The organism is Propionicimonas sp. (assembly GCF_047606205.1).
Classification (GTDB): domain Bacteria; phylum Actinomycetota; class Actinomycetes; order Propionibacteriales; family Propionibacteriaceae; genus Propionicimonas.
Window position 1 is genome coordinate 1 of sequence record NZ_JASGES010000038.1, and the last position, 23,638, is coordinate 23,638.

A 23,638-nucleotide genomic window follows, 5' to 3' on the forward strand; every position below is an offset into this window, starting at 1 on the left:
ACCCGGCCGCGGAGGGCTGCCGGCAGCCGGCCGAGCCAGGCGCAGTCGAGGTCCGGGCCCGGGTTGGCCGCCGCCTCCCGTGCCGCCAGCTCGTCGAGCAGATCGGCGTCCTGCCTGGCCAGGTCCGCCGAGCGCGCCAGCGCCTCCGCCACTCCCGGGCCGAGCTCTGCCTCCAGCGCGGGCAGCAGCCGGGTCCGGACCCGGACGCGGGCGAAGCGGGCGTCGCCGTTGTGGGGGTCCGCCCACGGCAGGAGGCCCAGTTCGTCGCAGGCCTGCCGGGTGGTCGCCGCCCGTACCCCGAGCAGCGGGCGGACGAACCGGCCGCGGCGGGCGGGCATCCCGGCCAGCGATCGGGTCCCCGACCCGCGGGCGAGCCCGAGCAGCACGCTCTCGGCCTGGTCGTCGAGGGTGTGCCCGAGCAGGACGAGCTCGCCGGGCGAGGCGTGCGCGGCGAGCGCGGCGTACCGTGCCCTGCGGGCGGCGGCTTCGAGGCCGTCCCCGTCCGGCTCGACCGCCACGGTGAGCACCTGCGCCGGCACCCCGAGGGCGGCCAGCCCGGCCACGACGCCGGACGCCTGCGCGTCCGATCCGTCCTGCAGCCCGTGGTCGACGACCGCCGCACGGACGGCCGGCCCGGTGCGACCGCTGACGACGGCCGCGGCCGCGGCGAGCGCGAGCGAGTCGGGTCCCCCCGAGCACGCGACGACCGCGGGCGCATCGAGGACGGCCTCCACGGCCCGGACCACGAGCAGCGTCGCCGGGCCGAGCGCCCTGCGTGCCATCAGATCCGGTGCAGCCACAGCTGCGGGTCGTGGATCTCCGCCAGGGTCGGCAGCAGACCGGGCGCACTGAACGCCCGGTTCAGGGTGGGCACGCCCACCGCGTCGATCACCTGCCGGCAGAACTCCGCCCCGTCCCTGTACTGCTCGCGCTTGAGGTCGAGGCCGAGCAGGCGGCGCACCCAGGCACCCCAACCCTGAGCGTCGCGGCGGAGGTCGAAGGCCTGCCTGATCGAGGCGTAGCTCGGCACCACGGCGGTGCCGACGCGGTCCATCATGATGTCGGCATGGCCCTCCATCAGGGACATGACGGCGGTGACCTGGTCGAACGCCTCCCGCTGCGCGGGGTTGGCGATGAGGTCGCGGACGCTGGCGGGGCGGCCCGCCCGGGGCCAGCCGAACTGCAGTTCCTCCCCGGCGATGAGCTCCCCGAACAGCCCGAGCAGGTGGCTCCGCAGCCACGGCGCCTCGCCGAACTGGAACCGGTGGGTCTCCTCGTGCAGGCACACCCAGAGCCGGAAGTCGGCGGGAACGGCGTGGAGCTCCCGCTCCACCGCGACGACGTTGGGAGCGACGAGCAGGAGCCGCGGCGCCGCGACGAACGGGTCGAACTGGCCGAGGATGCGCTGGGCGAGGACGGCGAACACGCCTCCCGCCTGGGCCCCGAGTGCCTTCGCCCGGGCACCGTCGAGCGCCGAACCGGTCTCGATCGCACCGACGCCCTCGAGCATGGCGCGGGAGGACTCGCAGATGCTGCGGATCCAGGTCGCCCGGTCCACCACCAGCACGTCGGCCGGGGCGGGCCGTTCGAGCAGCGTGACCGCCGCCGCGTGTTCCTCCGCGCGCGCAGCCGCGTCCCTCAACTCGGCCACGACGGCGGTGATCTCGGCCGGGTCGAGTTCAGGCCCGGGCGGCACGAGCGACCGTCCGGCCATCGCCGCGAAGGTCCAGTCGACGGCCGGCAGTTGCTGCATGCCGACAACAGTACGGCCCGCCCGACCGCGCGCGGGGGCGGGGACGGTGGGGGAGCTCCGGGCGGTCAGCCCGCGCAGCCGCAGCGGACGAGGGTCGCGGCGGTCCGGTCGAGGAAGTTCTGCGTTGTGGTCTGCCCGACCGCGTCGTTGGCCATCACGGCGAACACCAGGCGGGTGCCGTCCTGCGTACTCAGGTAGCCGGCGAGCGCCCCGATGCCGGGCAGCGTCCCCGTCTTGGCGTGGACGTTGCCTCGCCCGATCCGCTCCGAGGAGTCGTTGAAGCGGTCCTTGAGCGTGCCGGACCTCCCCGCCACGGGAAGCGCGCGCGCCACGGTGGAGAGGCTGTCGGTGTCGAGGGAGAGCGCGACGGCCCTGGCGAGCACGGACGGGGTGACCCGCGACCTGCTCGAGAGGCCGCTGCCGTCGAGCAGGCGCATGCCGTCGTCCCACAGGTCGTGAGCGACCAGCCATGCCTTCACCGCACGGGTGCCCCCGGTGAAGCTCGGCTCCTCGCCGGTCGCGATGGCGACCTGGCGCGCGAGCACCTCGGCGGCGTGGTTGTCGCTGAGCCTCAGGGTCCGGGCGACGATCGTGGACAACGGCGCCGACTGGACGCTCGCCACCTCCGTCGCCGCGCCGGACGCGGCCGCCGACGTCACCCTGGTCACCGTGATCCCGCGCGCCTCGAGGCGCGCGGCGAACGCGCTCGCCGCCGTGCGGGCCGGCTTCTGGTCGGCCTGCCACGGGTTGTACAGACCCTCCCCGACGGTGAGCGGGCTGACCCTGGCCAGGAACGTGTGCCACTTCTTCGTCCAGGCCGGATTGAAGTCCGGGCCGGTGAAGAGGGAGTCGTCGTAGCCGAGGCTGACCTTCTTCACCCCGGACGCCTTCAGCGCGGACGCCGTCGCCCTGGCCAGCGCTTCGAGCGAGGCAGGCTTGGCCGCCGCCGCCGAGGTCTTGTCGGTGAGGAGCGGGTCGCCGCCGCCGACCAGCACGACGCGTCCGCCCGGCTCCCGCACCACCCTCGTGGAGAACGTGTGGTCGGCGCCGAGGGTGTCGAGGGCAGCCAGGCTGGTCAGGATCTTCATCGTGGACGCGGGAGCGAGCGGCTTGTCCGGCCCGCGGCCTGCCACGGTCGCGCCGGTGTCGGTGACCACAGCGACGCCGCTGGATCCGATCCCCTTCCTGGCCACCGCGGCGAGTCGTTCCCGCACGGCCAGGGAGTCGATCGGAACCCGGGTCACGGTCGCACTCGGCGTGGCCGACACGGACGCCCGGGCAGCCGGGCCCGGCACTGTCGCGACACTCGCGGGGGCTGAGGTCGACTCACCTGCCGACGCTGCCGTGCACCCGGCGAGCAGCGTCGCGAGCACCACGCAGACCAGCGTCCCCCCGGGCCGGCGCCGGCTCCGGACAGCGGTCGACCGCCGCCTTGATCGGTCGGCGGATGGCGATAGGCTCGGCTCAGACATCGAGGATCCATCATGACAGAGAGGCAGCTATGACCCCGACGGATCGGCCTTCCTTCGCCCGGCCCAAGATCCAGCCCAGCCTGCACTTCGACGTCACGATCGAGATCCCCAAGGGCACCAAGAACAAGTACGAGATGGACCACCACACCGGCCGCATCCGGCTCGACCGGACGCTGTTCACCTCCACGCAGTACCCGAACGACTACGGCTTCATCGAGGGCACCCTGGGCCAGGACGGCGACCCGCTGGACGCGATGGTGCTGATCCCCGAGCCGACCTTCCCCGGCGCCCTGGTCGAGTGCCGTGCGATCGGCATGTTCCGGATGCAGGACGAGATGGGCGGTGACGACAAGGTGCTGTGCATCCCGGTCGCCGACCAGCGCCAGACCACCATCAAGGAACTGACTGACCTGCCGAACCTGACCCTGCTGGAGATCGAGCACTTCTTCAGCGTCTACAAGGACCTTGAGCCCGGCAAGTCCGTCGAGGGTGCGGTGTGGGTGGGCCACGCCGAGGCGGAGATGGAGATCAGGAACAGCTGGAACCGCGCGCGGGGGACGTCCTACGAGAACGAGTTCACGAAGGACTGAGCCCGCCAGCAGAAGGACGGAATCCGGCGACTCCCGATGGCCACCCGCGGCGAACCGAAGGCGCACCGGCTGTACTTGTTGCGCCACGCGGAGGCGGCGAACACGGGCACGGACTGGCGCGACGTCAGCCGTGAACTCACGCCGCGTGGGCGCGACCAGGCCCGCCAGGTCGGGGAGGTCCTCGCCTGCCAGCGGATCGAGCTGGTGCTGTGCTCCACCGCCGCGCGTGCCCGCCAGACCGCGGAACTGCTGCACCTGAACGCCCCGATCCGCTTCCTCGACCGGCTCTACAACGCCGGGTCGCGGCAGTTGCTCGCCGAACTGTCCGGGGTGGAGGACCGGGTGCGCACCGTCCTCGTGGTCGGCCACGCCCCCGGCATTCCCGCGCTCGCCGACAACCTGGCGGACCGCCAGCACTCCAGCGCGGAGGCGATGGCGCTGATCCGGTACAACTACCCCCCGGCTACCCTCGTCGGGCTGGAGTTCTTCGACGGATGGTCGGCGCTGGCCGAGGCGAGGTTGTTCACGGCGCGCCACGGCTGAGCGGACGCGATTAGCGTGGCCACGTGCGCACCGCCGAGTACCCCCGTCCCTCCCAGGTGATCGCCCATCTCAGCGACACCCACCTGCGCGATCCCGCCGACCCTCTCGTCCGCGGAGTCGTCGACCCGCGTCCGAACCTCGTCGCGGCGCTGGCCGCGGCGGCCGCCCACGCGCCGCAGGGGATCGTCCTCACCGGAGACCTGTCGGACGACGGCACCATCTCGTCTTACGTTGAACTACGCAAGACGGTCGAGTCCGCTGCCGAACGTATGTCGGCCCGGGTGATCTGGGTGAACGGCAACCATGACGACAGGGCGGCGTTCAGCGAGGTCCTGCTCGGAGTCGGCACCCGCGAACCCCTCCACCAGGTGCACCGGCTCGGCGGCCTCCGGGTGCTCTGCCTCGACACCACGGTCCCCGGTCGGGACGAGGGCCAGGTCACGGAGGAGTCGCTGGGCTGGCTCGCCGATCAGCTGGCGGATCCCGCGCCGGAGGGAACGGTCCTCGCCATGCACCATTCGCCGCTCCCGGTCGTGCAGGACCTGGCCGCGAGCTGGGAGCTCCACGGCCAGCAGGAGCTGGGCGGGGTGCTGGCCGGCTCCGACGTGCGCGCGATCCTGTCCGGGCACTTCCACCAGTCGGGCTTCGGGACTCTCGCCGGCGTCCCCGTGCTCGCCGCGACCTCGCTGTGCTACACGCAGGACCTCTCCACCGGACGTGGCCTGCGCGGCCAGGCGGGCGGCCAGGGCTGGCATCTCGTCCAGGTGTACCCGCACACGGTCACGTCGACGGTCGCTCCGCTCGGCCACCACCCCACCGTGGTGGCAGCCCGTTCCGCCGCGGACTCCGCAGCCGAGCTGGCCCGCCGAGACATCCGGATCCCCCCGGCCCCCGGCTCCGACGGATAAAGGGGGACAGACCAGCGAACGGGAAAGGAACCGTCCCCACGTCATTCAGGGGACGGTTCCTTTCCCGTTCAAGGGTCTGTCCCCTTTGTCGTTCAGGGACGGAACGGCGGGCGGCGCGGCGCACCTGTCCGGCGATCCGGGGGAGGTGGCGCCGGCGGTCAGGCCAGGGAGAGGAAGAGCTTCTCCAGCGCGGTGGTGTTGACCCCGTCGCCGGACGGGTCCTCGGTGAGGCACTGGCGCAGGCCGGCGGCGATCACGGCGAATCCGGCCCGGTCGAGCGCCTTGGACACGGCGGCGAGCTGCGTGACGACATCCTCGCAGTCCCGGCCTTCCTCGATCATCCGGATGATGCCGCCGATCTGGCCCTGCGCCCGCTTGAGGCGCTTCAGCACCCCGTCCAGCTGGTCGGCGTCGAGTTGCACGATCCGGGCCCCCTCTGCGTTGTGGACACGCGAAATCATACGACCGGCACCTCGCGTCGCCCGGTCACGCGGTCGGCTCCGCCGCTTTCTGCTCGGCGAGTTCGGCGCGGACGTCGTCCATGTCGGCGGCCCGGACGGCGGCGATCAGTTCCTCCAGCGGCTGGGCCGGCATCGCGCCCGGCTGCGCGTAGACGAGGATCCCCTCCCGGAACACCATCAGGGTGGGGATCGACATGATGTTCGCGGCGGCGGCGAGCTCCCGCTCGGCCTCGGTGTCGACCTTGCCGAAGACCAGGTCCGGGTGCATCTGGGACGCAGCCTCGTACACCGGCGCGAACATCCGGCACGGACCGCACCACGCCGCCCAGAAGTCGACCAGGACGATGTCATTGCCCAGCACGGTCTGCTCGAAGTCGGCAGCCGTCAACTGCGTCGTGGCCACGATGGCTCCCTCCGCTCTCAATACCCCCTAGGGTATCATGTCCCCACGCGCTCGAACTCAGGATGCCACGCCCGCGGCGGGGAGCTCGATCCAGAAGGTCGAGCCGGCCCGCGGGGCCGAGTCGACGCCGTAGCGTCCGCCATGGGCCGACACGATCGCCGCGACGATGGCCAGGCCGAGCCCCGATCCCCTGGCCACGTCGCGAGGCGCTCCCGCCTCGTGCCCGCGGTAGAAGCGGTCGAACACCCTGGGCAGGTCCTCGGCGGCGATTCCCCGCCCGCGGTCGGTGACCTGAAGCCGCACCACCGCTCCCCCGACCTCGGCGGCCAGATCGATCGGGGTGGCGTCGGCGGAGTACTTGACGGCGTTGGCGACCAGCGCGGTCAGGGCCTGTCGCAGCCGGTCCGGATCGGCCACCACCCGTGCGGAGACCGACCGGACCCTCACCGTCCGCCCCGGCTCACGGACGCGAAGGTCGGCAGCAAGGTGCTCGAGTTCGATCCCCACGTCCACCGCCCTCAGCTCGAGCGCGGCCGGGTCGCCGAGGGCGGTCAGGTCGAGCAGGTCGTCGACGATGCGTCCCATCCGGGACGCCTCCGCGTTGATCCGTGCCATCGCGTCGGCAACCTGCGCCGCCGTGCCGAGCCCTCCCGCCGCGTACAGGGACGAATAGCCACGCAGGGTGGTCAGCGGAGTGCGCAGTTCGTGGCTCGCGTCGGCGACGAACCGGCGCAGTTCCTCCTGCCCTGCCGCCGTGGTGGCGACCATGGCGTTGAACGCCGAACCCAGCCGGCCCGCCTCGGTCCCCGGGTCTCCGGCGTCGACCCGGACCGGCGCCCTGCCACCGGTCGCCGTGACGTGCTCGGCGGCGGCGGTGATCCGGGCGATCGGACGCAGTCCGAGGCGCTCGACCCAGCCCGCGACCAGCAGGGTGACGAGCGCGGTCGCGAGCCATGCCAGACCCAGCGAGAGCAGCAGTCGGCGGAACGATGCCTCCACTCCGCTCATCGACACGGCGACCACGACACTGCGCCGGGCACCGACGGTCAGGACGACCAGCCGAACCCGGGCGCCGCCGCCGGCGACGGCCCGGGTCACCGGGCCGGCCCCCGCCTCCCCGCCGATCAGGACGGGGACCGGCGACGGGCCGGCGTCGGGCGCCAGCACGGTGGTCAGCCCCCCGTCGGCGCGGACGACCCCCACGTAGACGTCGGTGAGCAGGCTGGCGGCGGCCGCGTTGCCCGCGTCGGCGCGGTTGGCGACCGTGACCAGTGCGGCGCCGTTCGCGGTCAGCGACTCGAGCCGGTCGTCGAGCTGTGCGGTGAGGGATGCGCGCTGCGCCAGGGCCACGCCGAGGAAGGCGAGCGCGACGACGACCAGCAGGCCGGTCGCCGCGAGCAGCAGCCGGCGCCGCAGGCTCATCCGGGGCCCCCGCGGAGTTGTTCGGGGGAGCGCAGCGGAGGAGAAGAACTCCGTGGGGTGGTTCCGGGGCCCCCGCGGAGTTGTTCGGGGGAGCGCAGCGGAGGAGAAGAACTCCCCGGGGTGGCGTCCGGTTCCCGCACGGAGTACCCGACGCCCCGGACGGTGTGGATGAGCCGGGGCTGCCCGGCGTCCACCTTGCGGCGCAGGCTGGAGATGAACGACTCGATGATCGCCGACTCGCCCCCGAAGTCGTACTGCCACACCTCGTCGAGGATCTGGCCGCGGGTGACGACGCGCCCCGCGTTCGCCATCAGACAGGCCAGCAGCCGGAACTCGGTCGCGGAAAGGTGTGCCTCCTGGGGGCCCCGCCAGACCCGGTGCGCGTCGGCGTCCAGGATCAGGTCGGCGACCTGCCAGCGGTGCGCGGGCGCGGCCTGGCCTCCCCCGCGCCGCAGCGCGACCTGGACGCGCGCCACGAGCTCCTCCAGGGCGAAGGGCTTCACGACATAGTCGTCCCCGCCAGAGGTGAGGCCGCGGACGCGGTCGCCGGTGGTGCCCCTGGCGGTCAGGAAGATCACCGCGGCCCTGCTGCCGGAGGCCCGCAGCCGTCGCAGCACCTCGTAGCCGTCGAAGTCGGGCAGCTGGAGGTCGAGGACCACCACCTGAGGGTCGAGGGGTCCCGCTGCGGCCAGGGCCTGCGTCCCCGACGCCGCGGTCTCCACACGGTAGCCCTGCAGGCGCAGCGCGGAACCGACGAGGAAGGAGATGTTCTCCTCGTCGTCCACCACCAGCACCCGCGGTGCCGCCGCGTCCACGCCGACAACGATGCCAGCAGCGCGGGCCGGGGCTCGACCCGCGCGCCGCAGCTTCCAGCAGATCTCCAGCTTTCGTTCACGGTGCGTCCAGCCGCAGCAGCGAGAGTCGAGCCACCAACAGAGAAGAGGAGGCCCTCCGTGAGGCTCATCCGTTCGATCACCGCCGGGGTGGCCGTGCTGGGCGTCGCCGGCATCATCCACGCCGGGACAGCGCTCGCCGATCCACCGACACCGGACCCGACGCCGTCGACGACCACCACCACCACCGCCGCCGCCCCGGAGGCCGCCCGCGACGCCGGCATCGTGTGGTTCTACACCGCGCTCACCGACATCCAGCGGACCTGCCTCGCCGACGCGGACGTGCAGCGTCCGGCCGGTGAGTTGACCAGTGCGCAGCGCAGCGAGCTGCAGGCCGAGGTGCGGGCTGCGCTCACCTCCTGCCAGGTGAGGCTGCCGGCGCGGGTGCGTGAACGACCCTTGCTCGGATTCGGCTGGGCGGCACTGAGCACCGAGCAGCAGCACTGCCTCGCCGACGCGCGGCTGACCCGCCCGGTCGGCAGGCTGACCGCGGAGCAGCGCCTGGCCGTGCGGCAGTCGGAGCGGGACGCCGCGGCGGCGTGCGGCCTCGGCTGAGGCCGGGGAAGGCTGTGGCCGGGCGCCGAACCTGCAGGGGCGAGGTTCGGCGCCCGGCCGGGCGGCCCGGTCGGCTAGTGCCGACGACCGGTCTCCGCTACGCGGACGGGAACGGGTTGCGGCTGCACCGGCAGGTCATCGGCGCGCGTGCGACCGCGCTGCCGCGACGTCATCCGGCGGGTCGTGAGGAGAGCCACCATGGCGAGTCCCGTCAGGACCACCCACTCCCAGACGACCACCGCATTCATCACCGTCTCCGTCCACGTCCCGTTCGTCCCGGGCCATGGATCCATGATCGGCGCCGAACCTGTGCACAGGTTGTGAATCGGCGCCGAACATCCTGAGGGCTACAGGTCCACGTCCCCGATCAGCGGACGCAGGGTGGTGTAGGCGATCCGCAGACCCTCGACGACCTTCTCCGGGGTGCCACCCCACAGCGGGTCCTCGTGCTCGACGGACAGCGTGCCGGTGAAGCCGACCTCGTAGAGACGGTCGACCACGCGGGGCCAGTCGACCTGTCCGCGCCCGGGCACCCGGAACCGCCACCAGCCCATCTCCCACGGGTTGCCGCCCTTGTCGACGACACCGAAGAAGCCGTACCGGTTGCGCTTGTCCGGGAACAGTTCGAGGTCCTTGGCCTGGGCGTGCACGATGTACTTCGCGAACGGACGGATCGTCTCCACCGGGTCGATGCCGATCCAGGTCAGGTGCGACGGGTCCCAGTTCAGGTACAGGCCGAGCCTGGTGGTCAGCCACTCCCACAGCTCGGGGGAGTAGGCGAGGTTGGCCGGGTAGCCGTCCGGGTGCCAGCCCTCCATCACGCAGTTCTCGATGACGATCTTCACCCCGCGCTCGCCGGCGTAGTCGACCAGTTCGGGGAAGATCCGCTCGGCCTCGGCCATGTTGTCGACCACCGACCTGGTGACGTCGCGCCCCACGAAGGTGCCGACGGTCTCGACGCCGAGACTCTGGGCCGCGTCGATGCAGGCTTTCAGGTGCGTCCGGATCTCCTCGCGCCGGGCGAGGTCGCCGATCAGGTTGTTCTCGTAGAACGCCAGCGACGAGATCTCCAGGCCGGTGCGCTCCAGCAGCGCCCTGGTCCGCTCCACCTCCGCTCCGCTCCAGCGCGCCACCGGCAGGTGGGACGCCTCGAACGGACGTCCTGGCCCGCCCGGCCAGCAGGCGACCTCAAGGCACTGGTAGCCCTGCCCGGACGCGTACTCGGCGATCTGCTCCAGCGACCAGGACGGGAGGCAGGCGGTCAGCATGCCCAGTTTCATGGTGTTCCTCTCTTGTTCACCGGTCCCGGATCGGGCCGGGCTGGCGGGTCGGGGTTGTTCTGACGGGGCACCGGGTCGGGGTCAGGTCGCGGCGACCAGCGGATTCCAGTCGTCGGGCAGCGGCTCGGGGATCGGGGGCACGGAGGCGACGTTGACGGGCAGGCCCGAGGCGATCGACTCCTCGACGGCGAGCATCACGTCGAGGACGTGGTAGGCCAGTTCGCCGTCCGCCCTGGGTCGGGTACCGGCCGCGAGCGAGCGGACGAGGTCGATGACGCCGATCCCCCGGCCGCGGCCGGCCGGGGCGATGTCCACCGCGCGGGCGAGTTCGCCGCCCACATGAGTGGCGACGGTGCCGCCGAAGTCGTTGGGATCGGGGACGACGACGGTCCCCTCGACGCCCTGGAACTCCAGCACGCCGGAGCGGGCCAGCCCGGAGTCGAACGAGAACAGGCAGACCGAGGACGCCCCGCCCGCGTGCCGCAGCAGGACGTTGGCCGTGGTCGGCACCTCGACGTCCATCTCCTCGCCCGCCCGCGGACCGGCGAGGATCGGACGCACCTCGCGGGCGCGCCCGCCGGCGGCGACGACCTGGACCACCGGGCCCAGGCCGCACACCAGCGCGGTGAGGTAGTAGGGGCCCATGTCGAACACGGGGCCGCCGCCGGCGCGGTAGAAGAACTCCGGGCTCGGGTGCCACGCGTCCGGCCCCGGGCCCTGCAGGATGGCCAGCGCGGCGAGCGGGGGCCCGACCTCTCCGGCAGCGAGCGCGCGCAGGCTGGCCTGGACGCCGGGTCCGAGCACGGTGTCCGGCGCGCAGCAGACCCGCACACCCGCGGCCGCCGCCTCGTCCAGCAGCGCCCTGGCCGCGGCCCGGTCGAGGCCGAGCGGCTTCTCGCTCCAGACATGCCTGCCCGCCCGCACCGCCCGCGTGGACAGCTCGACGTGGGCGGCGGGCACGGTCAGGTTCACGACGACCTGGACGTCGGGATGCGTGAGCACCGCCTCGACCCCGCCGTGGCAGGAGACGCCGAACGCCTCGGCCTGCGTGGCGGCACGTTCGGTGTCGAGGTCACCCACCGCGACCACGCGGACGTCGGGGTAGGTCGCGAGGTTGGTGAGGTACTGGGTCGAGATGTTGCCGGCACCAACCACGCCGACTCCGACCGGGGTCACCGTGCCTTCAGGTAGGCGATGCTCTCCCGGACCTCCTCGATCGGGTCGACGACGGCGAAGTCGAACTCCGTCACCCAGACCCGGTCCGGCGAGGCGTCGAGGATCGGGGCCAGGTTCATCGAGCCCGTGCCCAGCACGACGTTGGCTGCGCCACTGCGCGACGGCTCCAGGGGGCCGTCCTTCACGTGCAGGTGGGTGATCCGATCTGGGTAGCTGGCCAGCAGCGTGGGGACGTCGCGTCCTCCGGCCGCGGCCCAGTAGGTGTCCACCTCCAGCGTGACGCGCTCGTCGAGCAGCGAGACGAAGTAGTCGTAGGCAGGAGTCCCGTCCACGTCGGGAGCGGTGAACTCGAAGTCGTGGTTGTGGTAGCCGACGGTGACGCCCGCGGTGGCGGCCCGGTCGACAACGCCGTTGAGGGCGTCGGCCAGCTCCCGGATGCCCTCGGCAGCCTGCCACTTCTCCGGCTCCCAGTAGGGCTGGAACACCTTGGTCACGCCGAGCGCCTGCGCGGCGTCCAGGACCTTCGCGGTCTCGGTCAGCAGGCCGGCGTGGGCGCTGCCCGCGGTCAGCCCGTGCGCGGCGAGCGCGGCCGGGAGCCACTCGAAGTGTTCGATGCCGAACGGCTCGACCTCGTCCAGGCCCATCGTCGCGAGGGCAGCCAGGGTGGCGTCCCGGTCGGACGCGAACTGGTCGCGAAGGGTGTACAGCTGCAAGCTGAGAGTGGCCACGATGCCTCCTGTAGCGGGAATGAACGCGCTCTCAGCATAGGCCAGGCGAGGCATGGTGCGGGTAGTATGAACGCGCTCTCACCGTGCCAGATCGGGATCCGGTGACCTGTCAACGACGAAGGAGTGGACGTGAGCAAATTCCGTGTGGGCATTATCGGGGTCGGGTTCATCGGAACCCTCAAGCACCTCGAGGGCCTGAAGGGCAACGCCGACCTGTGCGAGATCGTCGGCATCTGCGATCTGCTCCCCGAGCGGTCGGAGAAGGCGAGGACGAACTTCGCTCCCGAGGCCTACACGACCACCGACTGGCACGACATCGTCAACGATCCCGACGTCGACGTGGTGTACGTGTGCACCTGGAACATCAGCCACTGCGAGATCACCTGCGCGGCGCTCGAGGCGGGCAAGCACGTGATGTGCGAGAAGCCGATGGCCGTCTCCGGTGAGGAGGCGCGCCGCATGGCCGAGACGGCCGAGCGGACCGGGAGGACCCTCACCATCGGTTACCAGAACAGGTTCCGTCAGGACACCCAGTTCCTCCGGGGGGCGGTGGACGCGGGCGAGCTCGGCGAGATCTACGTGGCGAAGGCGCACGCGGTGCGGCGCCGCGGCGTCCCGACCTGGGGCGTGTTCACGGACAAGGAGAAGCAGGGCGGCGGCCCGCTGATCGACATCGGCACGCACGCCCTCGACCTCGCGCTCTGGTACCTCGGCAACTACGAGGTCGAGTCGGTCACCGGCTCGGTGTACAGCAAGCTTCGCGACAAGCCCGAGGGCAACCCCGGCGGCGGCTGGAATCCGGCGACGTTCAGCGTCGAGGACTCCGCCTTCGGCTATGTGAAGATGCGCAACGGGGCCACCGTCTTCCTCGAGGCGGCCTGGGCCCTCAACGTGAAGGACCCCCGCGAGGCGGCGGTCACACTGATCGGCACCGAGGGCGGCGCCGAGATCGAGCGTGCCGAGGGCGGCGGCTACGAGGTCAGCCTGAACAAGGTGCTGGCCAACCGGATGGTGGTCGAGACCCCCGACGCGAGCGCCCCCGGCTCGGGCGATTTCACCACTCTCGGCACGATCGAGACCCGCCAGTTCCTCGAGGCGCTCCGCGACGGCCACGCGCCGCTCGTCCTGCCCGAGCAGGCCTGCGTGGTGACCGAGATCCTCGAGGCGATCTACGCTTCCGCCGCCGCCGGAGAGACCGTCCGCTTCTAGCCGCCACCACCCGGCCTCACGACCCGGGCCTCACCAACCGACACCTCACCAACCCGGACGTCCCCGACCGGACGTCCCCGCTCCGGATCACCAGGAACCGTCCCCTTGCCGTTCAGGGGACGGTTCCTTTCCCGTTCAGGGGACTGTCCCCTTGCCGTTCGAAGGTCCGTCCCCTTTTCCGTTCAGGGGACGGTTCCTTTCCCGTTCAGGGGTGAGGGACGCGGCCCGGCGGCGTTGGCCAGGAAGACGAACCCCGGGCAGCACGAAGGCGGCCGGATCCGCGAGGGATCCGGCCGCCCCGGGTGACGCCCCGCCCGCCAGGGGCGGAGCGTCACCGACACTCAGCGAGTGCTACTTGCCACACACCGAGGCTGCGGCCTCACCGGCAGCAGTGTCAGCCGCGTACGCCGTGCACACGTTGTCCTTGGTGACGATGACCGGGGTCAGCAGGTACGCCGGGACGACCTTGACGCCGTTGTTGTAGCTGGTGGTGTCGTTGACCTCGACCGGCTGGCCGGCCTGGATCTTGCCGATGTACTCGACGACCTTGGTGACGAAGTCCTTGGTGTCCTTGTTGATCGTGGAGTACTGCACACCCTGGTAGACGAGCTTGACCGACTCGACCTCGGAGTCCTGACCGGTGATCACCGGGTTGGGCTTGCCGGCCGACTTGACCGAGGTCAGGGCGGCGCGGGCCAGCGTGTCGTTCGGGGACAGGATGCCGTCGAGCGCGGTGTCACCCTGGTAGTTGGCCGACAGGATCGCGTCCATCCGGTTCTGGGCGTTCTTGGCGGTCCAGTCCTGGGTGGCGGTCTGCTCCTGGCTGACCTGGCCGGAGGGAACCTTCAGGGTGCCGTCGTCGATCTTCGGCTGCAGGACGCTCATCGCGCCCTCGAAGAACGGCTTGGAGTTGGCATCGTCGGGAGAACCCGAGATCAGCTCGATGTTCCAGGGGGACGCCTTGCCGGTCTTGGCGAGGCCCTCGAGCAGCGCGGTGCCCTGAAGCACGCCGACCTTGAAGTTGTCGTAGGCCATGTACAGGTCCACGTTGTCGGTGTTCATCAGGAGCCGGTCGTAGGCGATGACGACGATGCCCGCGTCGTGAGCGGCCTTCAGCTGGCTACCCAGCTGGGAGCCGTCGATGGCACCGATGACCAGGACCTTGACGCCCTGCTCGATCATGGCCGAGATCTGGTTCTGCTGCTCGGAGACGCCGCCATTGGCGAACTGCACGATCGGGTCGTAGCCCGCAGTCTTCAGCTGATCGGTGAACAGGCTCTCGGCGAGCACCCAGTTCTCCGAGGTCTTCTGCGGCAGGGAGACGCCGATCTTGGAGCCGGCCGCGAAACCGCTGCCGAGCTGGACGGTGTTGCCGGCCGCCGAAGCGGTGGCGGACGGGGTGGTGGCCGCGGAGCTGGCCGCCGTGGTGGCCCGGTCGCTCGAGGCACAGCCTGCGAGCATGGCGACCGAGGCACCCAGTGCGAGGATCGCGGTTGCGAATCTCTTCATGTGTCTACCTTCTGTGGTGGATGGATGGATGGGTTACGTGCGAATCTTGGCTGCCCTGGCTGGGTCAGCTGTTGAGTCCGGTGGTCCGGGCGAGGGCGATGAACAGCGCGATCACGCCGACGAGGAGTCCGATGACCAGGGCGGCGACCACGCCGTTGCGGGCCTGCCTGGCGCTGTTCGGACGGTCCTTGCGCCAGAGCGCCCACAAGACGATGCCGACGGGGAAGACCAGGAAGCTGAGCACCGCCCACAGCGGGTTGCCCCTGTCCTGGTTGAGCAGGGCGGCACCGGCGAACTCCGCCTCGACCGCGCGTGGGTTGAGTCCTCGCATCAGTGCGCCGATGAGGGACGGCTTGCCCTGCGCCTTGCTGTACAGGTCGAAGGCGACCGCGATCAGCAGCACCAGGCCCTTGATGATCTGGGTCATGTCCGAGCCGACGCCCATCAGGTACAGGCCGTTGTTCAGGACGGCCATCACCAGACCACCGATCAGCGACCCGGTCACCGTTCCGATGCCGCCGGAGACCGCGGCGCCGCCGATGAACACGGCCGCGATGGCGTCCAGCTCCCAGCCGACGCCGTCGGAGGGGCCGGTGGACGTCGAGCGGCCGAGGAACATGATCGCAGCGACCGCAGCCAGGAAGGACATGTTGGTCATGGTGAGGAAGTAGATCTTCTTCACGCTGATCCCGGTCAGGGCGGCCGCGGCCTTGTTGCCGCCGACGGCGTACACACCGCGTCCGAGCGTGGTCCGCGAGGCGATGAAGTTGTAGATGAGCACCAGCGCGACCAGGATCACGCCGGTCACGGGGAAGGACGTGCCCGGACGGCCGGAGCCGAACAGCCAGGTCAGGTAGCCGAGCGCCACCGCCATCACCGCGAGCCGGACGACCGCCACCCACAAGGGGGTCGGCGTGCCGCCGGCCTTGATCACACGGGCCCGGCGGCGGAACTCCATCCACACGATCGCGACGATCGCGAGGATGCCCAGGGCCAGGGTGGAGTTGTTCAGGTAGGTGTTGGGCCCCCACTCGGGCAGGTACCCGCCGCCGATGTACTCGATCTCCGGCGGGGCGGGCTGGGCCGACGCCTTGCCGATGAACCGGTTCAGGCCACGGAAGAGCATCTGGCCGGCCAGCGTGGTGATGAAGCCTGGCACCCCGACGAAGGCGAGCCAGGATCCCTGCCACATGCCGATGACGATGCCGATGACCAGGCCGAACAGGACGCCCACCCACCACGGGAAGCCCCAGTAGTTGATCGACAGCGCCGTGCAGATGCCGACCACCGCGGCGACCGAGCCCGGCGCCAGGTCGATCTGGCCGGTGATGATCACGAACAGCATGCCGATCGCGAGGATCAGCACGTAGGAGTTGCCGTTGAGGATGTTCTGGGCGTTCGACGGGGTCAGCATCTTGCCGCCGGAGACCACCTGGAAGAACAGGGCGAGGACGATCAGGGCGCCCAGCATGCCGTACTGCCGCAGGTTGCCCCCGAAGATCTGCATCAGGCCGTTGCCGCTCGCTGACCGGACGGGCTGGCCCGTCGGGGCGGCCGGTACCGGGTCTGCCTTCGTGGTATTCGTTGAGGTCATGTCTCTTCCTGGATCGGACTGCAGGTCGGGTGGGCGGCTCAGGCCGCCGCGGTATCGGTCATCGAACGCATCAGCGACTCCTGCGTCGCCTCGGCCGCCAGCTGCTCGCCGGTGATCCGTCCCTCGAACACGGTGTAGATGCGGTCGCACACACCGAGGAGTTCGGGCAGCTCGGAGGAGATCATGATCACGCCCTTGCCCTCGTCGGCGAGCCGGTTGACCAGCCCGTAGATCTCGTACTTGGCTCCCACGTCGATGCCGCGGGTGGGCTCGTCGAGGATCGCCAGGGACGGTTGGGTGAACATCCACTTGGCGAGGACGACCTTCTGCTGGTTGCCGCCGGACAAGGTCGCGACCCCGACGTTGATCGACGCGGCCTTGATGTTCATCGCCCTGCGGTACTCCTCCGCGGCGGCGATCTCGGCCTCGATGTCGATCACCGATCGCTTGGTGATCCGCTTGATCCCGGCGGCGACGATGGTGTCCTTCACGGTGTCGAGCAGGTTCAGGCCGAGGACCTTGCGGTCCTCCGGGACGTAGGAGATGCCGTGCAGGATGGCCGACTGCACCGAGGGGATCTGCACCTCCTCGCCGTTGATCAGGATCTGGCCGCCCTGGTAGTTGCCGTAGCTGCGGCCGAAGATCGAGCGCGCGAGTTCCGTCCGCCCCGCACCCATCAGGCCGGCGAAGCCGACGATCTCGCCCCGGCGGACGAAGAAGTTGGAGTGGTTGCACACCAGCCGGCCGGGGATCTGCGGGTGCTCCACGGTCCAGTCGCGGACCTCGAAGAACGTCTCGCCCACCGTGGAGGTGTGGGCGGGGAACCGCGACTCCAGGGCGCGGCCGACCATGCCGCGGATGATCCTGTCCTCGTCCACGTCGCCCGCCCCGACGTCCAGCGACTCGATGGTGTGGCCGTCCCTGATGATCGTGATCGAGTCGGCGATCGCGGCGATCTCGTTCAGCTTGTGGGAGATCATGATCGAGGTCAGTCCCTGCTCCCGCAGCTGCCGGAGGATGTTCAGCAGGTTCTCCGAGTCCTCCTCGTTGAGGGCGGAGGTGGGCTCGTCGAGGATGAGCAGCTTCACGTCCTTGCTCAGCGCCTTCGCGATCTCGACCAGCTGCTGCTGGCCGACGCCGAGGTTCTTGATCGCCGTGTCGGGGTTGACGGCCAGGCCCACCCTGCGCAGCAGCCGCACCGCACGCTCGCGCGCCTCGACCCAGTCGATCACGCCGCGGTGGGTGACCTCGTTGCCGAGGAAGATGTTCTCCGTCACCGACAACTCGGGGATGAGCGCCAGTTCCTGGTGGATGATCACGATGCCGACGTGCTCGGAGGACTTGATGCCGTTGAAGTGCATGTCCTCGCCGTTGAAGACGATCCGGCCCTCGTAGGTGCCCGCCGGGTGGACGCCCGAGAGCACCTTCATCAGCGTCGACTTGCCTGCGCCGTTCTCGCCGCAGATCGCGTGGATCTCGCCACGCCGGACGGTCATCGTCACGTCGTCGAGCGCGCGGACGCCGGGGAAGTCCTTGGTGATGCCCACCATCTGGAGGATCGCCTCGGGCTGCGCGCCGGGGGAGCCAGCTCCCGGAAGCTCCGTTCCGCCGACAACGCTCATGGATGGGCACCCCTCCCCGCCGGCACGACGGCACCGGATCGACAACTCTGTGCGAACGAGCGGGTTCAACCAGCCAAGGTTGCTCACCCACCGCTCTCGCGAGCCTATGGACGGAGTTTTCAACTGTCAACGGTCGTTTCCGCGTCGTTATCGAATCGTTTTCATTCCTTCATTGGTCGTATTATTGCTCCACGAAGGCTGGAAACCAGCCCCGCCCGGGCCTATGCTCGGGGCATGTCGACGCCGACCGGACGCTCCACCCTGCGGGACCGCACCCGCGATGAGGTGTTCGAGTTGATCTGTGGCTCGCAGAATGTCACACGCTCCGCCCTGGTGGAACTGACCGGCCTGCCGAGCAGCACGATCGGGCACGCCGTCTCCCGCCTGCTGGCGGAGGGACGGATCACCGAGACGGCGCCGCCGGCGAAGGGCCCCGGGTCGGGCAGCGGCCGGCCGGGGGCGATCCTGAGCCCCGTCGCCTCGGCCACCCGCATCGGCGCGATCGACTTCGGCCACCGGCACTTCCGGGTTGCCCTCGGCGACGACAGGGGCAACGTCCTGGACGAGGCCACCGTCCCGCTGAACGTGGACGGCTCCCCCACCCGGGGTCTGGACGGTGCCGCCCGCCGGCTGCGCGAGCTGTGCGACCGGCACGGGGTCGGAGAGCTCGCCCGGGTGGTGGCGGGCGTCCCCGGTCCGGTCGAGGAGAGCACCGGCAGGGTGTGCACCAACACCATCCTGTCGAACTGGGCGGGAATGAACCCGGCCAGGGAGCTGGAGCGCAGGCTCGGCGTCCCCGCTGTCGCCGGCAACGATGCGAGCCTGGGCGCGTTCGGCGAACTCCACCAGGGCTCCGGATACGGGCACCGCGACTTCCTCTACATCAAGGCGTCGCACGGGATCGGCGCCGGGCTCGTCGTGAACGGCCAGCTGTACCAGGGCGGCACCGGCTTCGCGGGCGAGATCGGCCACATCGCGATCGCCGGGCGTCCGGAACTGTGCCGGTGCGGCAATCGTGGCTGCCTGGAGGCGGTGGTGTCGGTGCCGTCGGTCAAGGAACAGCTCAGCCACACGCACCCGCACCTGGACGCCGAGACCGTCGACCTCGCCCTGCTGGACGACCCGATCTCCGCGCGCCTGCTGAACGAGACCGGGCGGACGCTGGGCGCCGTCCTGGCCGGGCTCTGCGACCTGATCAACCCGACCGTCCTGATCATCGGGGGCGAGCTCGGCTCGTCCGGCCGCTCGCTGATCGACGGGGTCCGCGCCTCGGTGAACCGGTTCGCGCAGCCCTCCACGTCCAGTGCCGTGCAGGTCGTTCCCGCAGCGCTGGGACGCCGAGCCGAACTGGTCGGCGCCGTCCAGCTCGCCGGCGCCCTCGCCCGCGCCTGACGCCCGGCAACGCCGCGCGGCCTTGCTGCCGAGACGGGAGCCGCCTTGGGGAATCGAACCCCAGACCTACGCTTTACGAGAGCGTCGCTCTACCGACTGAGCTAAGGCGGCCTGACCGGTGTACCGGCCGGGGAACAACTATAGGGGGTCGACCCGGGCAACACGGAAACCGGGTCCCGGCCCTGTCGCCGGGCGTCAGCCGGCGGCGAAACCGCCGTTGGAGTGCAGGAGCTGGCCGTTGATCCAGCCCCCGGCGTCGGAGAACAGGAAGCGGACGAGGTTGGCGGTGTCGCTCTGGGTGCCGAGGCGGCCGGCGGGGGTCTGCGCCAGGCAGGCCTCGCGCACCGCGTCGTCCATCCAGCCGGTGTCGACCGGGCCAGGGTCGATCACGTTCGCACGGATCCCCCGGTGCCCGAGCTCGACCCCGGCGGCGATCACCACGCGGTCGAGGGCGCCCTTGCTCGCGCCGTAGGGCAGGTTGTGCACGACGTGGTCGCTGGTGAGCGCGACGATGCGCCCGGTGACGGTCGTCGAGGGCACCTCGGGCAGCGCTTCGGCGAAGGCCTTCACCAGCAGCCACGTCGCCCGCGCGTTGACGGCGAAGTGGCGGTCCCAGCTCTCCACCGAGGTGTCGAGGATCGAGCTGTCCACGCTCTCGCAGTGGGAGAGCACCAGGCCGCCGAGGTCACCCAGCCCGACCGCGGCGGCGACCAGCTGGGCAGGCGCGGCGACATCGGCGAGGTCGGCGGGGACCACCTCGACCGCCCGGCCCAGCGCCCTGCACTCCGCGGCCACCTGCGCCGGGTCGTCCGCACCCATCTGAAGGCCCAGTCGCTGGTCATAGGGCGCCCACTGGTTGAGCACCAGGTCCCAGCCGTCGGACGCGAGCCCGATCGCGAGCTCCGCGCCGATCCCGCGGCGCCGGCCCACACCGGTCACGATCGCTGTGCCTCGTCGAGTCATCCAGGTTTCCCTCAGCTGCAGCGGACGCCGTTGTCGGGCACGACGTCATCGACCAGATAGTTCACCACGAGCTTGTCGACGCAGGCCGACTTTCCGCCGTAGCTGCCGTGGCCCTCCCCGTCGTAGGTGACCAGGACGCCGGAATCGAGTTGCCGGGCCATCGTGACGGCCTGCTGGTAGGGCGTGGCATTGTCCCCGGTCCCCCCGATCACGACGATCGGCCGCGCCCCCACGCCGCGGATGTCGAGCTGCCGGGAAGGCTGGACCGGCCAGAGCGCACACCCGTACGACGGGCCGAAGTACTTCCCGAAGATCGGCGCCTTCTTCTGGTCCTCCAGCCACACCCTGTCTGCGTCCAGGACGCCCCGGTCCTGGTCGCTGTCCAGGCAGCTGATCGCCGGAAACGCGTAGAGCAGGGTGCCGTAGCTGCCGTTGTCGTTGCGCGCATTCTGCGAATCGGCGGCCAGCAGCAGGCCGCGCCCGTTGCCGCCACGGGCGGCGCCGATCATCGTGGCCAGCGTCGGCCACGCCGTCCTGCCGCCGTAGAGCATCGCCGCCACCCCGGTCACGGCGAGGCTCTGGGTGAGGACGCGGTCCTTCACCGGCAGCGGCGCGGAATCGAGCGTGTCGAACAGCCCGGTGATCGCGTCGAGCACGTCCTGCTTGGTTCCGCCCAGCTCGCACCCCTCCCCCGCACACCAGCCCGCGAAGTTGCCGAGCGCGAGGTCGAAGCCCATCGCCTGGATCACCTGGTCGTCGTCGGTGATGTCGACGGCCGCGTCGAGCACGAGCCGGCCGGTGTTCTGCGGGAAGAGCTCGGCGTAGGTGGCGCCGATCTGCGTCCCGTAGGAGTAGCCGAAGTAGTTCAGCGTCGCATCGCCGAGCAGCTGGCGGAGCAGGTCGAGGTCCCGCGCCGTCTCGATCGTGGAGATGTGCTCGAGCAGGACGCCGCTGTGCTCCCAGCACGACTGCCCGAACTCGTAGGTCGCCGCGATCAGCGTGGTTCGCTCCGCCTCGGTGTCGGGCGAACTGTCGAGGTTGAGGAAGGCATCGGTCCGGGCACCGTCGAAGCAGCGCACCGGGGTCGAGTCGCCCGTGCCGCGGGGGTCCCAGCCCACGATGTCGTACTGCTCGAGGCCGGTGGTGTCGAAGCTGCTCACCAGGCTCTTCCCCGACGCGCCGGGGCCGCCGGGGTTGATGAACAGCGTCCCGAGCCGCGGGCTCCTGGTCGCGGTCCTGCGGGCCATCGACAGGGTGAGGGCGCGGGCGGACGGGTCGGTGTAGTCGAGCGGGGCCAGAACGTCCGCACATTCGAGCTTTCCACACGCGCTCCAGGTGACCTGCTGGGCGAGATACGCGGTGAGGTCGCTGCCCAATCCGGCCGCCAGACCGTTCGCCTGCACGTCGACCGCCGCCGGGTGGGGCCTGTCGACCGCGACGCCGGCCACGGCGGAGATCCGGATCTGGTCCCCCGGCGCGGTCTGCGGCGAGGCGTCGCAGCCGGCCAGCAGGACAGCCGCGGCCAGCACCGGCAGGCACAGTCGGAGGGCAGGGCGCACCCCTTCAGCGTAGCGGCGGGCGATCAGCGGGCCAGCCGGGGGGTCAGTCGGCGTCGGTCCCGCTGAGCGGGCAGACCCGCCCCAGTGGGCAGGTGAACCGCCCTGCCCCGGTCTGCACGACGACGGCGTCGAGGGGGACGTTGTGGCCGACCACGACCCCGGTGCCCTCGTCGGTCGCGACCACCTCCCCCGTGCGTGGGGCACGGTCGCGGAAGTCCGCGTAGAGCCGTGACTCGTACGCCAGGCAGCACATGGTCCGGCCACAGGTGCCCTGCAACTGCGACTGGCTGTGCAGCGGCGCCTGGTCCCTGGCGAGGCCGCCCGGCACGGTTGCGCGGCGTGGCCCCATCGTCGCGCAGCAGACCTCCCTGCCGCACGGGCCGAGCCCGCCCAGCAGCGCGGCAGCGTCCCTGGCACCGACCTGGCGCAGGTCGATCCGCGACTGGAGTGTTCGGGCGAGATCGACCAGCAACTCACGGAAGTCGACGCGTCCGGGCGCCTCGTAGTAGACGACTGCCTGCTGGTCGAAGGCGTCGCTCTGATCGACGAAGTCCACTCCGACGACCCGCATCGACAGACCGCGTCGGCTGATCAGCCGACGCGCGACGGCCGCGATCTCGGCCCGCCGGCGCCGGTTCGCTCCGTCCCGCTCAAGGTCGCCCGCCCCGGCGGCACCCAGACATTTCGGCAGGTCGCCCGACCACTCGACCTCGGCGGGCCCCCACACGCACTGGGCGACCTCCGTCCCCTCGGGGGTCGCCACCAGCACCGACTGGCCGAAGGCGTAGTCATCCGCCCCCGGGTCGAGGTAGTGCAGTCGGCCCAGGGGTTCAAAGGCGACAGCCATCACCCGCGGCATGACCGCAGACTATGCCTCCGCGGACGCTCGCTCGCGCTTGTTCTTCTCCCGACCCGCACGGAAGCTGCGGTCGAGGCTCCACCCCCCACCGCCGACGAACAGCAGCAGGACGCCGACGACGGCCAGCACCAGCTGGAACTCGCCCAGGAAGCCGGGCTGTCCGGCCACGAACGGGCTCCACGGACCCCAGTAGACGAGCGCGAGGGCGCCGCCGGCGATCAGGGCCACCCCGAGGCCGGCCACGCGCGTGAGCAGGCCGAGCAGCAGCGCCAGCGCGATCAGGAGGGACGCGACACCGGTGATGATCGCCCACACCTGCGGACCGGGCGGGATGTCCGCGAGCACGGTCTTGGCGAACTCTGCCTGGGCGGCGGGGATGTCGGTGAGGATGTTGACGCCGCGGATCGCGAAGATCGCGGCGATGACGATCCGCAGCAGGAACAGGCCGAGGGACCCCCAGAACCGGTCGTTGGTCCGCTTGTGGATCACCACGGGCTTGGGCGTCTCGACCGGTTGCGGTGCGGGCGCCGCGAAGGCCGCCACCCTGGCGTCCCTCCGGGCGGCCCGTTCTGCGGCGAGTTTCTGCTCCTCCTCCGACACCGGCTCCAGCCGGGTCGGTTCGGGGCTGCTGGCCGATGTCGGGGTGGGCATCCGGAAGATCGCCTCCGCGGGCGGCCCCGAGGGGCTCACCGGCTCCTCGGGGACGGGCGACTCCTGTGGCTCCACCACCGCCGTCGGCTCCACCAC

General features: G+C 71.0%; 24 protein-coding genes and 1 tRNA gene. 7 read left to right on the forward strand and 18 right to left on the reverse strand.

The genetic code is table 11. The features are described from left to right. From tilS to dacB, 3 genes are all read right to left on the reverse strand, one after another. A partial coding sequence (tilS, locus tag QM633_RS02325) for a tRNA lysidine(34) synthetase TilS (protein ID WP_415152112.1) occupies positions 1–800 on the reverse strand: 800 nt, incomplete at its 3' end. After that, on the reverse strand, positions 782–1,753 hold the full coding sequence (locus QM633_RS02330) for a zinc-dependent metalloprotease (protein ID WP_415152113.1): 972 nt from the start codon (positions 1,751–1,753) through the stop codon (positions 782–784). The genes QM633_RS02330 and tilS, both read right to left, overlap by 19 nt. 65 nt (positions 1,754–1,818) lie before the next feature. Continuing rightward, positions 1,819–2,997: a D-alanyl-D-alanine carboxypeptidase/D-alanyl-D-alanine-endopeptidase gene (dacB, locus tag QM633_RS02335; protein WP_415152114.1), complete on the reverse strand. Its 1,179-nt coding sequence runs from the start codon at positions 2,995–2,997 to the stop codon at positions 1,819–1,821. 257 nt (positions 2,998–3,254) lie between these two features. Between dacB and QM633_RS02340 the strand changes: the two genes are divergently transcribed. From QM633_RS02340 to QM633_RS02350, 3 genes are read left to right on the forward strand one after another with little or no spacing between them, the layout of a single operon-like run. Continuing rightward, complete coding sequence (locus QM633_RS02340; RefSeq protein ID WP_415152115.1) at positions 3,255–3,815, forward strand: inorganic diphosphatase; 561 nt, start codon at positions 3,255–3,257, stop codon at positions 3,813–3,815. Between the two features lie 36 nt (positions 3,816–3,851). Then, complete coding sequence (locus QM633_RS02345; protein WP_415152116.1) at positions 3,852–4,358, forward strand: SixA phosphatase family protein; 507 nt, start codon at positions 3,852–3,854, stop codon at positions 4,356–4,358. A 23-nt stretch (positions 4,359–4,381) separates the two neighbouring features. Further along, positions 4,382–5,266 carry a metallophosphoesterase gene (locus QM633_RS02350; protein WP_415152117.1) on the forward strand — a complete coding sequence of 295 codons (885 nt, stop codon included), beginning with the start codon at positions 4,382–4,384 and terminating at the stop codon, positions 5,264–5,266. Between the two features lie 158 nt (positions 5,267–5,424). Here QM633_RS02350 and QM633_RS02355 read toward each other — a convergent pair whose 3' ends face one another. Genes QM633_RS02355 through QM633_RS02370 form a run of 4 tightly spaced genes read right to left on the reverse strand, consistent with a single transcriptional unit; the run spans position 5,425 to position 8,367 of the window. Further along, positions 5,425–5,727 carry a metal-sensitive transcriptional regulator gene (locus tag QM633_RS02355; protein ID WP_415152118.1) on the reverse strand — a complete coding sequence of 101 codons (303 nt, stop codon included), beginning with the start codon at positions 5,725–5,727 and terminating at the stop codon, positions 5,425–5,427. Positions 5,728–5,752: 25 nt separating this feature from the next. After that, entirely contained in the window at positions 5,753–6,130 is a 378-nt protein-coding gene (gene trxA / locus QM633_RS02360; protein ID WP_415152119.1) for a thioredoxin, read from the reverse strand. A 57-nt stretch (positions 6,131–6,187) separates the two neighbouring features. Continuing rightward, complete coding sequence (locus QM633_RS02365; protein WP_415152120.1) at positions 6,188–7,552, reverse strand: sensor histidine kinase; 1,365 nt, start codon at positions 7,550–7,552, stop codon at positions 6,188–6,190. Next, a complete protein-coding gene (locus QM633_RS02370) occupies positions 7,549–8,367 on the reverse strand; it encodes a response regulator transcription factor (protein WP_415152121.1) in 819 nt (272 codons plus the stop codon). The genes QM633_RS02365 and QM633_RS02370 overlap by 4 nt, the downstream gene beginning before the upstream one ends. 138 nt (positions 8,368–8,505) lie before the next feature. On the opposite strand from QM633_RS02370, the gene QM633_RS02375 reads away from it, so the two are divergent. Both QM633_RS02375 and QM633_RS02380 read left to right on the forward strand, forming a co-directional pair. Next, positions 8,506–9,000, forward strand: a complete 495-nt coding sequence (locus QM633_RS02375; protein WP_415152122.1) for a hypothetical protein — start codon at positions 8,506–8,508, stop codon at positions 8,998–9,000. Positions 9,001–9,198: 198 nt separating this feature from the next. Continuing rightward, positions 9,199–9,324, forward strand: a complete 126-nt coding sequence (locus QM633_RS02380; RefSeq protein ID WP_415152123.1) for a hypothetical protein — start codon at positions 9,199–9,201, stop codon at positions 9,322–9,324. Between the two features lie 23 nt (positions 9,325–9,347). On the opposite strand, the gene QM633_RS02385 is transcribed toward QM633_RS02380, so the two are convergent. The 3 genes from QM633_RS02385 to QM633_RS02395 all read right to left on the reverse strand — a co-directional run bounded on the left by QM633_RS02385 (position 9,348) and on the right by QM633_RS02395 (position 12,184). After that, positions 9,348–10,280, reverse strand: a complete 933-nt coding sequence (locus QM633_RS02385; protein WP_415152124.1) for a sugar phosphate isomerase/epimerase family protein — start codon at positions 10,278–10,280, stop codon at positions 9,348–9,350. A gap of 81 nt (positions 10,281–10,361) precedes the next feature. Continuing rightward, positions 10,362–11,456, reverse strand: a complete 1,095-nt coding sequence (locus QM633_RS02390; RefSeq protein WP_415152125.1) for a Gfo/Idh/MocA family protein — start codon at positions 11,454–11,456, stop codon at positions 10,362–10,364. Continuing rightward, the gene (locus QM633_RS02395; protein ID WP_415152126.1) at positions 11,453–12,184 is read right to left on the reverse strand and encodes a sugar phosphate isomerase/epimerase family protein; all 732 of its coding nucleotides are present in this window, start codon (positions 12,182–12,184) and stop codon (positions 11,453–11,455) included. The genes QM633_RS02390 and QM633_RS02395 overlap by 4 nt, the downstream gene beginning before the upstream one ends. A 129-nt stretch (positions 12,185–12,313) precedes the next feature. On the opposite strand from QM633_RS02395, the gene QM633_RS02400 reads away from it, so the two are divergent. Then, positions 12,314–13,393, forward strand: coding sequence for a Gfo/Idh/MocA family protein (locus QM633_RS02400; protein WP_415152127.1), 1,080 nt, complete (start codon positions 12,314–12,316; stop codon positions 13,391–13,393). Positions 13,394–13,744: 351 nt separating this feature from the next. Here QM633_RS02400 and QM633_RS02405 read toward each other — a convergent pair whose 3' ends face one another. The 3 genes from QM633_RS02405 to mmsA all read right to left on the reverse strand — a co-directional run bounded on the left by QM633_RS02405 (position 13,745) and on the right by mmsA (position 18,118). Continuing rightward, complete coding sequence (locus tag QM633_RS02405) at positions 13,745–14,902, reverse strand: substrate-binding domain-containing protein (protein WP_415152128.1); 1,158 nt, start codon at positions 14,900–14,902, stop codon at positions 13,745–13,747. 64 nt (positions 14,903–14,966) lie between these two features. Further along, positions 14,967–16,496 (reverse strand): ABC transporter permease subunit, encoded by a 1,530-nt coding sequence (locus QM633_RS02410; RefSeq protein WP_415152129.1) that lies wholly within the window; start codon positions 16,494–16,496, stop codon positions 14,967–14,969. Between the two features lie 38 nt (positions 16,497–16,534). After that, positions 16,535–18,118: a multiple monosaccharide ABC transporter ATP-binding protein gene (gene mmsA, locus QM633_RS02415; protein WP_415152130.1), complete on the reverse strand. Its 1,584-nt coding sequence runs from the start codon at positions 18,116–18,118 to the stop codon at positions 16,535–16,537. Positions 18,119–18,352: 234 nt separating this feature from the next. Here mmsA and QM633_RS02420 point away from each other — a divergent pair, with 234 nt between their 5' ends. Further along, positions 18,353–19,510 carry an ROK family protein gene (locus QM633_RS02420; protein WP_415152131.1) on the forward strand — a complete coding sequence of 386 codons (1,158 nt, stop codon included), beginning with the start codon at positions 18,353–18,355 and terminating at the stop codon, positions 19,508–19,510. Between the two features lie 38 nt (positions 19,511–19,548). Here the strand turns inward: QM633_RS02420 and QM633_RS02425 are convergent. The 5 genes from QM633_RS02425 to QM633_RS02445 form a co-directional block, all read right to left on the reverse strand. Beyond that, positions 19,549–19,621 (reverse strand) — tRNA-Thr (locus QM633_RS02425). Between the two features lie 84 nt (positions 19,622–19,705). After that, complete coding sequence (locus QM633_RS02430) at positions 19,706–20,473, reverse strand: SDR family oxidoreductase (RefSeq protein ID WP_415152132.1); 768 nt, start codon at positions 20,471–20,473, stop codon at positions 19,706–19,708. Between the two features lie 11 nt (positions 20,474–20,484). Beyond that, the gene (locus QM633_RS02435; protein ID WP_415152133.1) at positions 20,485–22,032 is read right to left on the reverse strand and encodes an alpha/beta hydrolase; all 1,548 of its coding nucleotides are present in this window, start codon (positions 22,030–22,032) and stop codon (positions 20,485–20,487) included. A gap of 43 nt (positions 22,033–22,075) precedes the next feature. Continuing rightward, the gene (locus QM633_RS02440; protein ID WP_415152134.1) at positions 22,076–22,891 is read right to left on the reverse strand and encodes a PSP1 domain-containing protein; all 816 of its coding nucleotides are present in this window, start codon (positions 22,889–22,891) and stop codon (positions 22,076–22,078) included. A 9-nt stretch (positions 22,892–22,900) separates the two neighbouring features. Further along, positions 22,901–23,638: DoxX family protein (locus QM633_RS02445; RefSeq protein WP_415152135.1), on the reverse strand; the 738-nt coding region annotated here is incomplete at its 5' end.

What these genes read in the sequence shown, in the direction of transcription:
- QM633_RS02330 (WP_415152113.1), bottom strand. Translation starts at nt 1,753, where the DNA reads ATGCAGCAACTGCCGGCCGTCGACTGGACCTTCGCGGCGATGGCCGGA.
- QM633_RS02340 (WP_415152115.1), top strand. Translation starts at nt 3,255, where the DNA reads ATGACCCCGACGGATCGGCCTTCCTTCGCCCGGCCCAAGATCCAGCCC.
- QM633_RS02345 (WP_415152116.1), top strand. Translation starts at nt 3,852, where the DNA reads ATGGCCACCCGCGGCGAACCGAAGGCGCACCGGCTGTACTTGTTGCGC.
- QM633_RS02355 (WP_415152118.1), bottom strand. Translation starts at nt 5,727, where the DNA reads ATGATTTCGCGTGTCCACAACGCAGAGGGGGCCCGGATCGTGCAACTC.
- QM633_RS02365 (WP_415152120.1), bottom strand. Translation starts at nt 7,552, where the DNA reads ATGAGCCTGCGGCGCCGGCTGCTGCTCGCGGCGACCGGCCTGCTGGTC.
- QM633_RS02380 (WP_415152123.1), top strand. Translation starts at nt 9,199, where the DNA reads ATGGCGAGTCCCGTCAGGACCACCCACTCCCAGACGACCACCGCATTC.
- QM633_RS02385 (WP_415152124.1), bottom strand. Translation starts at nt 10,280, where the DNA reads ATGAAACTGGGCATGCTGACCGCCTGCCTCCCGTCCTGGTCGCTGGAG.
- QM633_RS02405 (WP_415152128.1), bottom strand. Translation starts at nt 14,902, where the DNA reads ATGAAGAGATTCGCAACCGCGATCCTCGCACTGGGTGCCTCGGTCGCC.
- QM633_RS02410 (WP_415152129.1), bottom strand. Translation starts at nt 16,496, where the DNA reads ATGACCTCAACGAATACCACGAAGGCAGACCCGGTACCGGCCGCCCCG.
- mmsA (WP_415152130.1), bottom strand. Translation starts at nt 18,118, where the DNA reads ATGAGCGTTGTCGGCGGAACGGAGCTTCCGGGAGCTGGCTCCCCCGGC.
- QM633_RS02420 (WP_415152131.1), top strand. Translation starts at nt 18,353, where the DNA reads ATGTCGACGCCGACCGGACGCTCCACCCTGCGGGACCGCACCCGCGAT.
- QM633_RS02430 (WP_415152132.1), bottom strand. Translation starts at nt 20,473, where the DNA reads ATGACTCGACGAGGCACAGCGATCGTGACCGGTGTGGGCCGGCGCCGC.
- QM633_RS02440 (WP_415152134.1), bottom strand. Translation starts at nt 22,891, where the DNA reads ATGCCGCGGGTGATGGCTGTCGCCTTTGAACCCCTGGGCCGACTGCAC.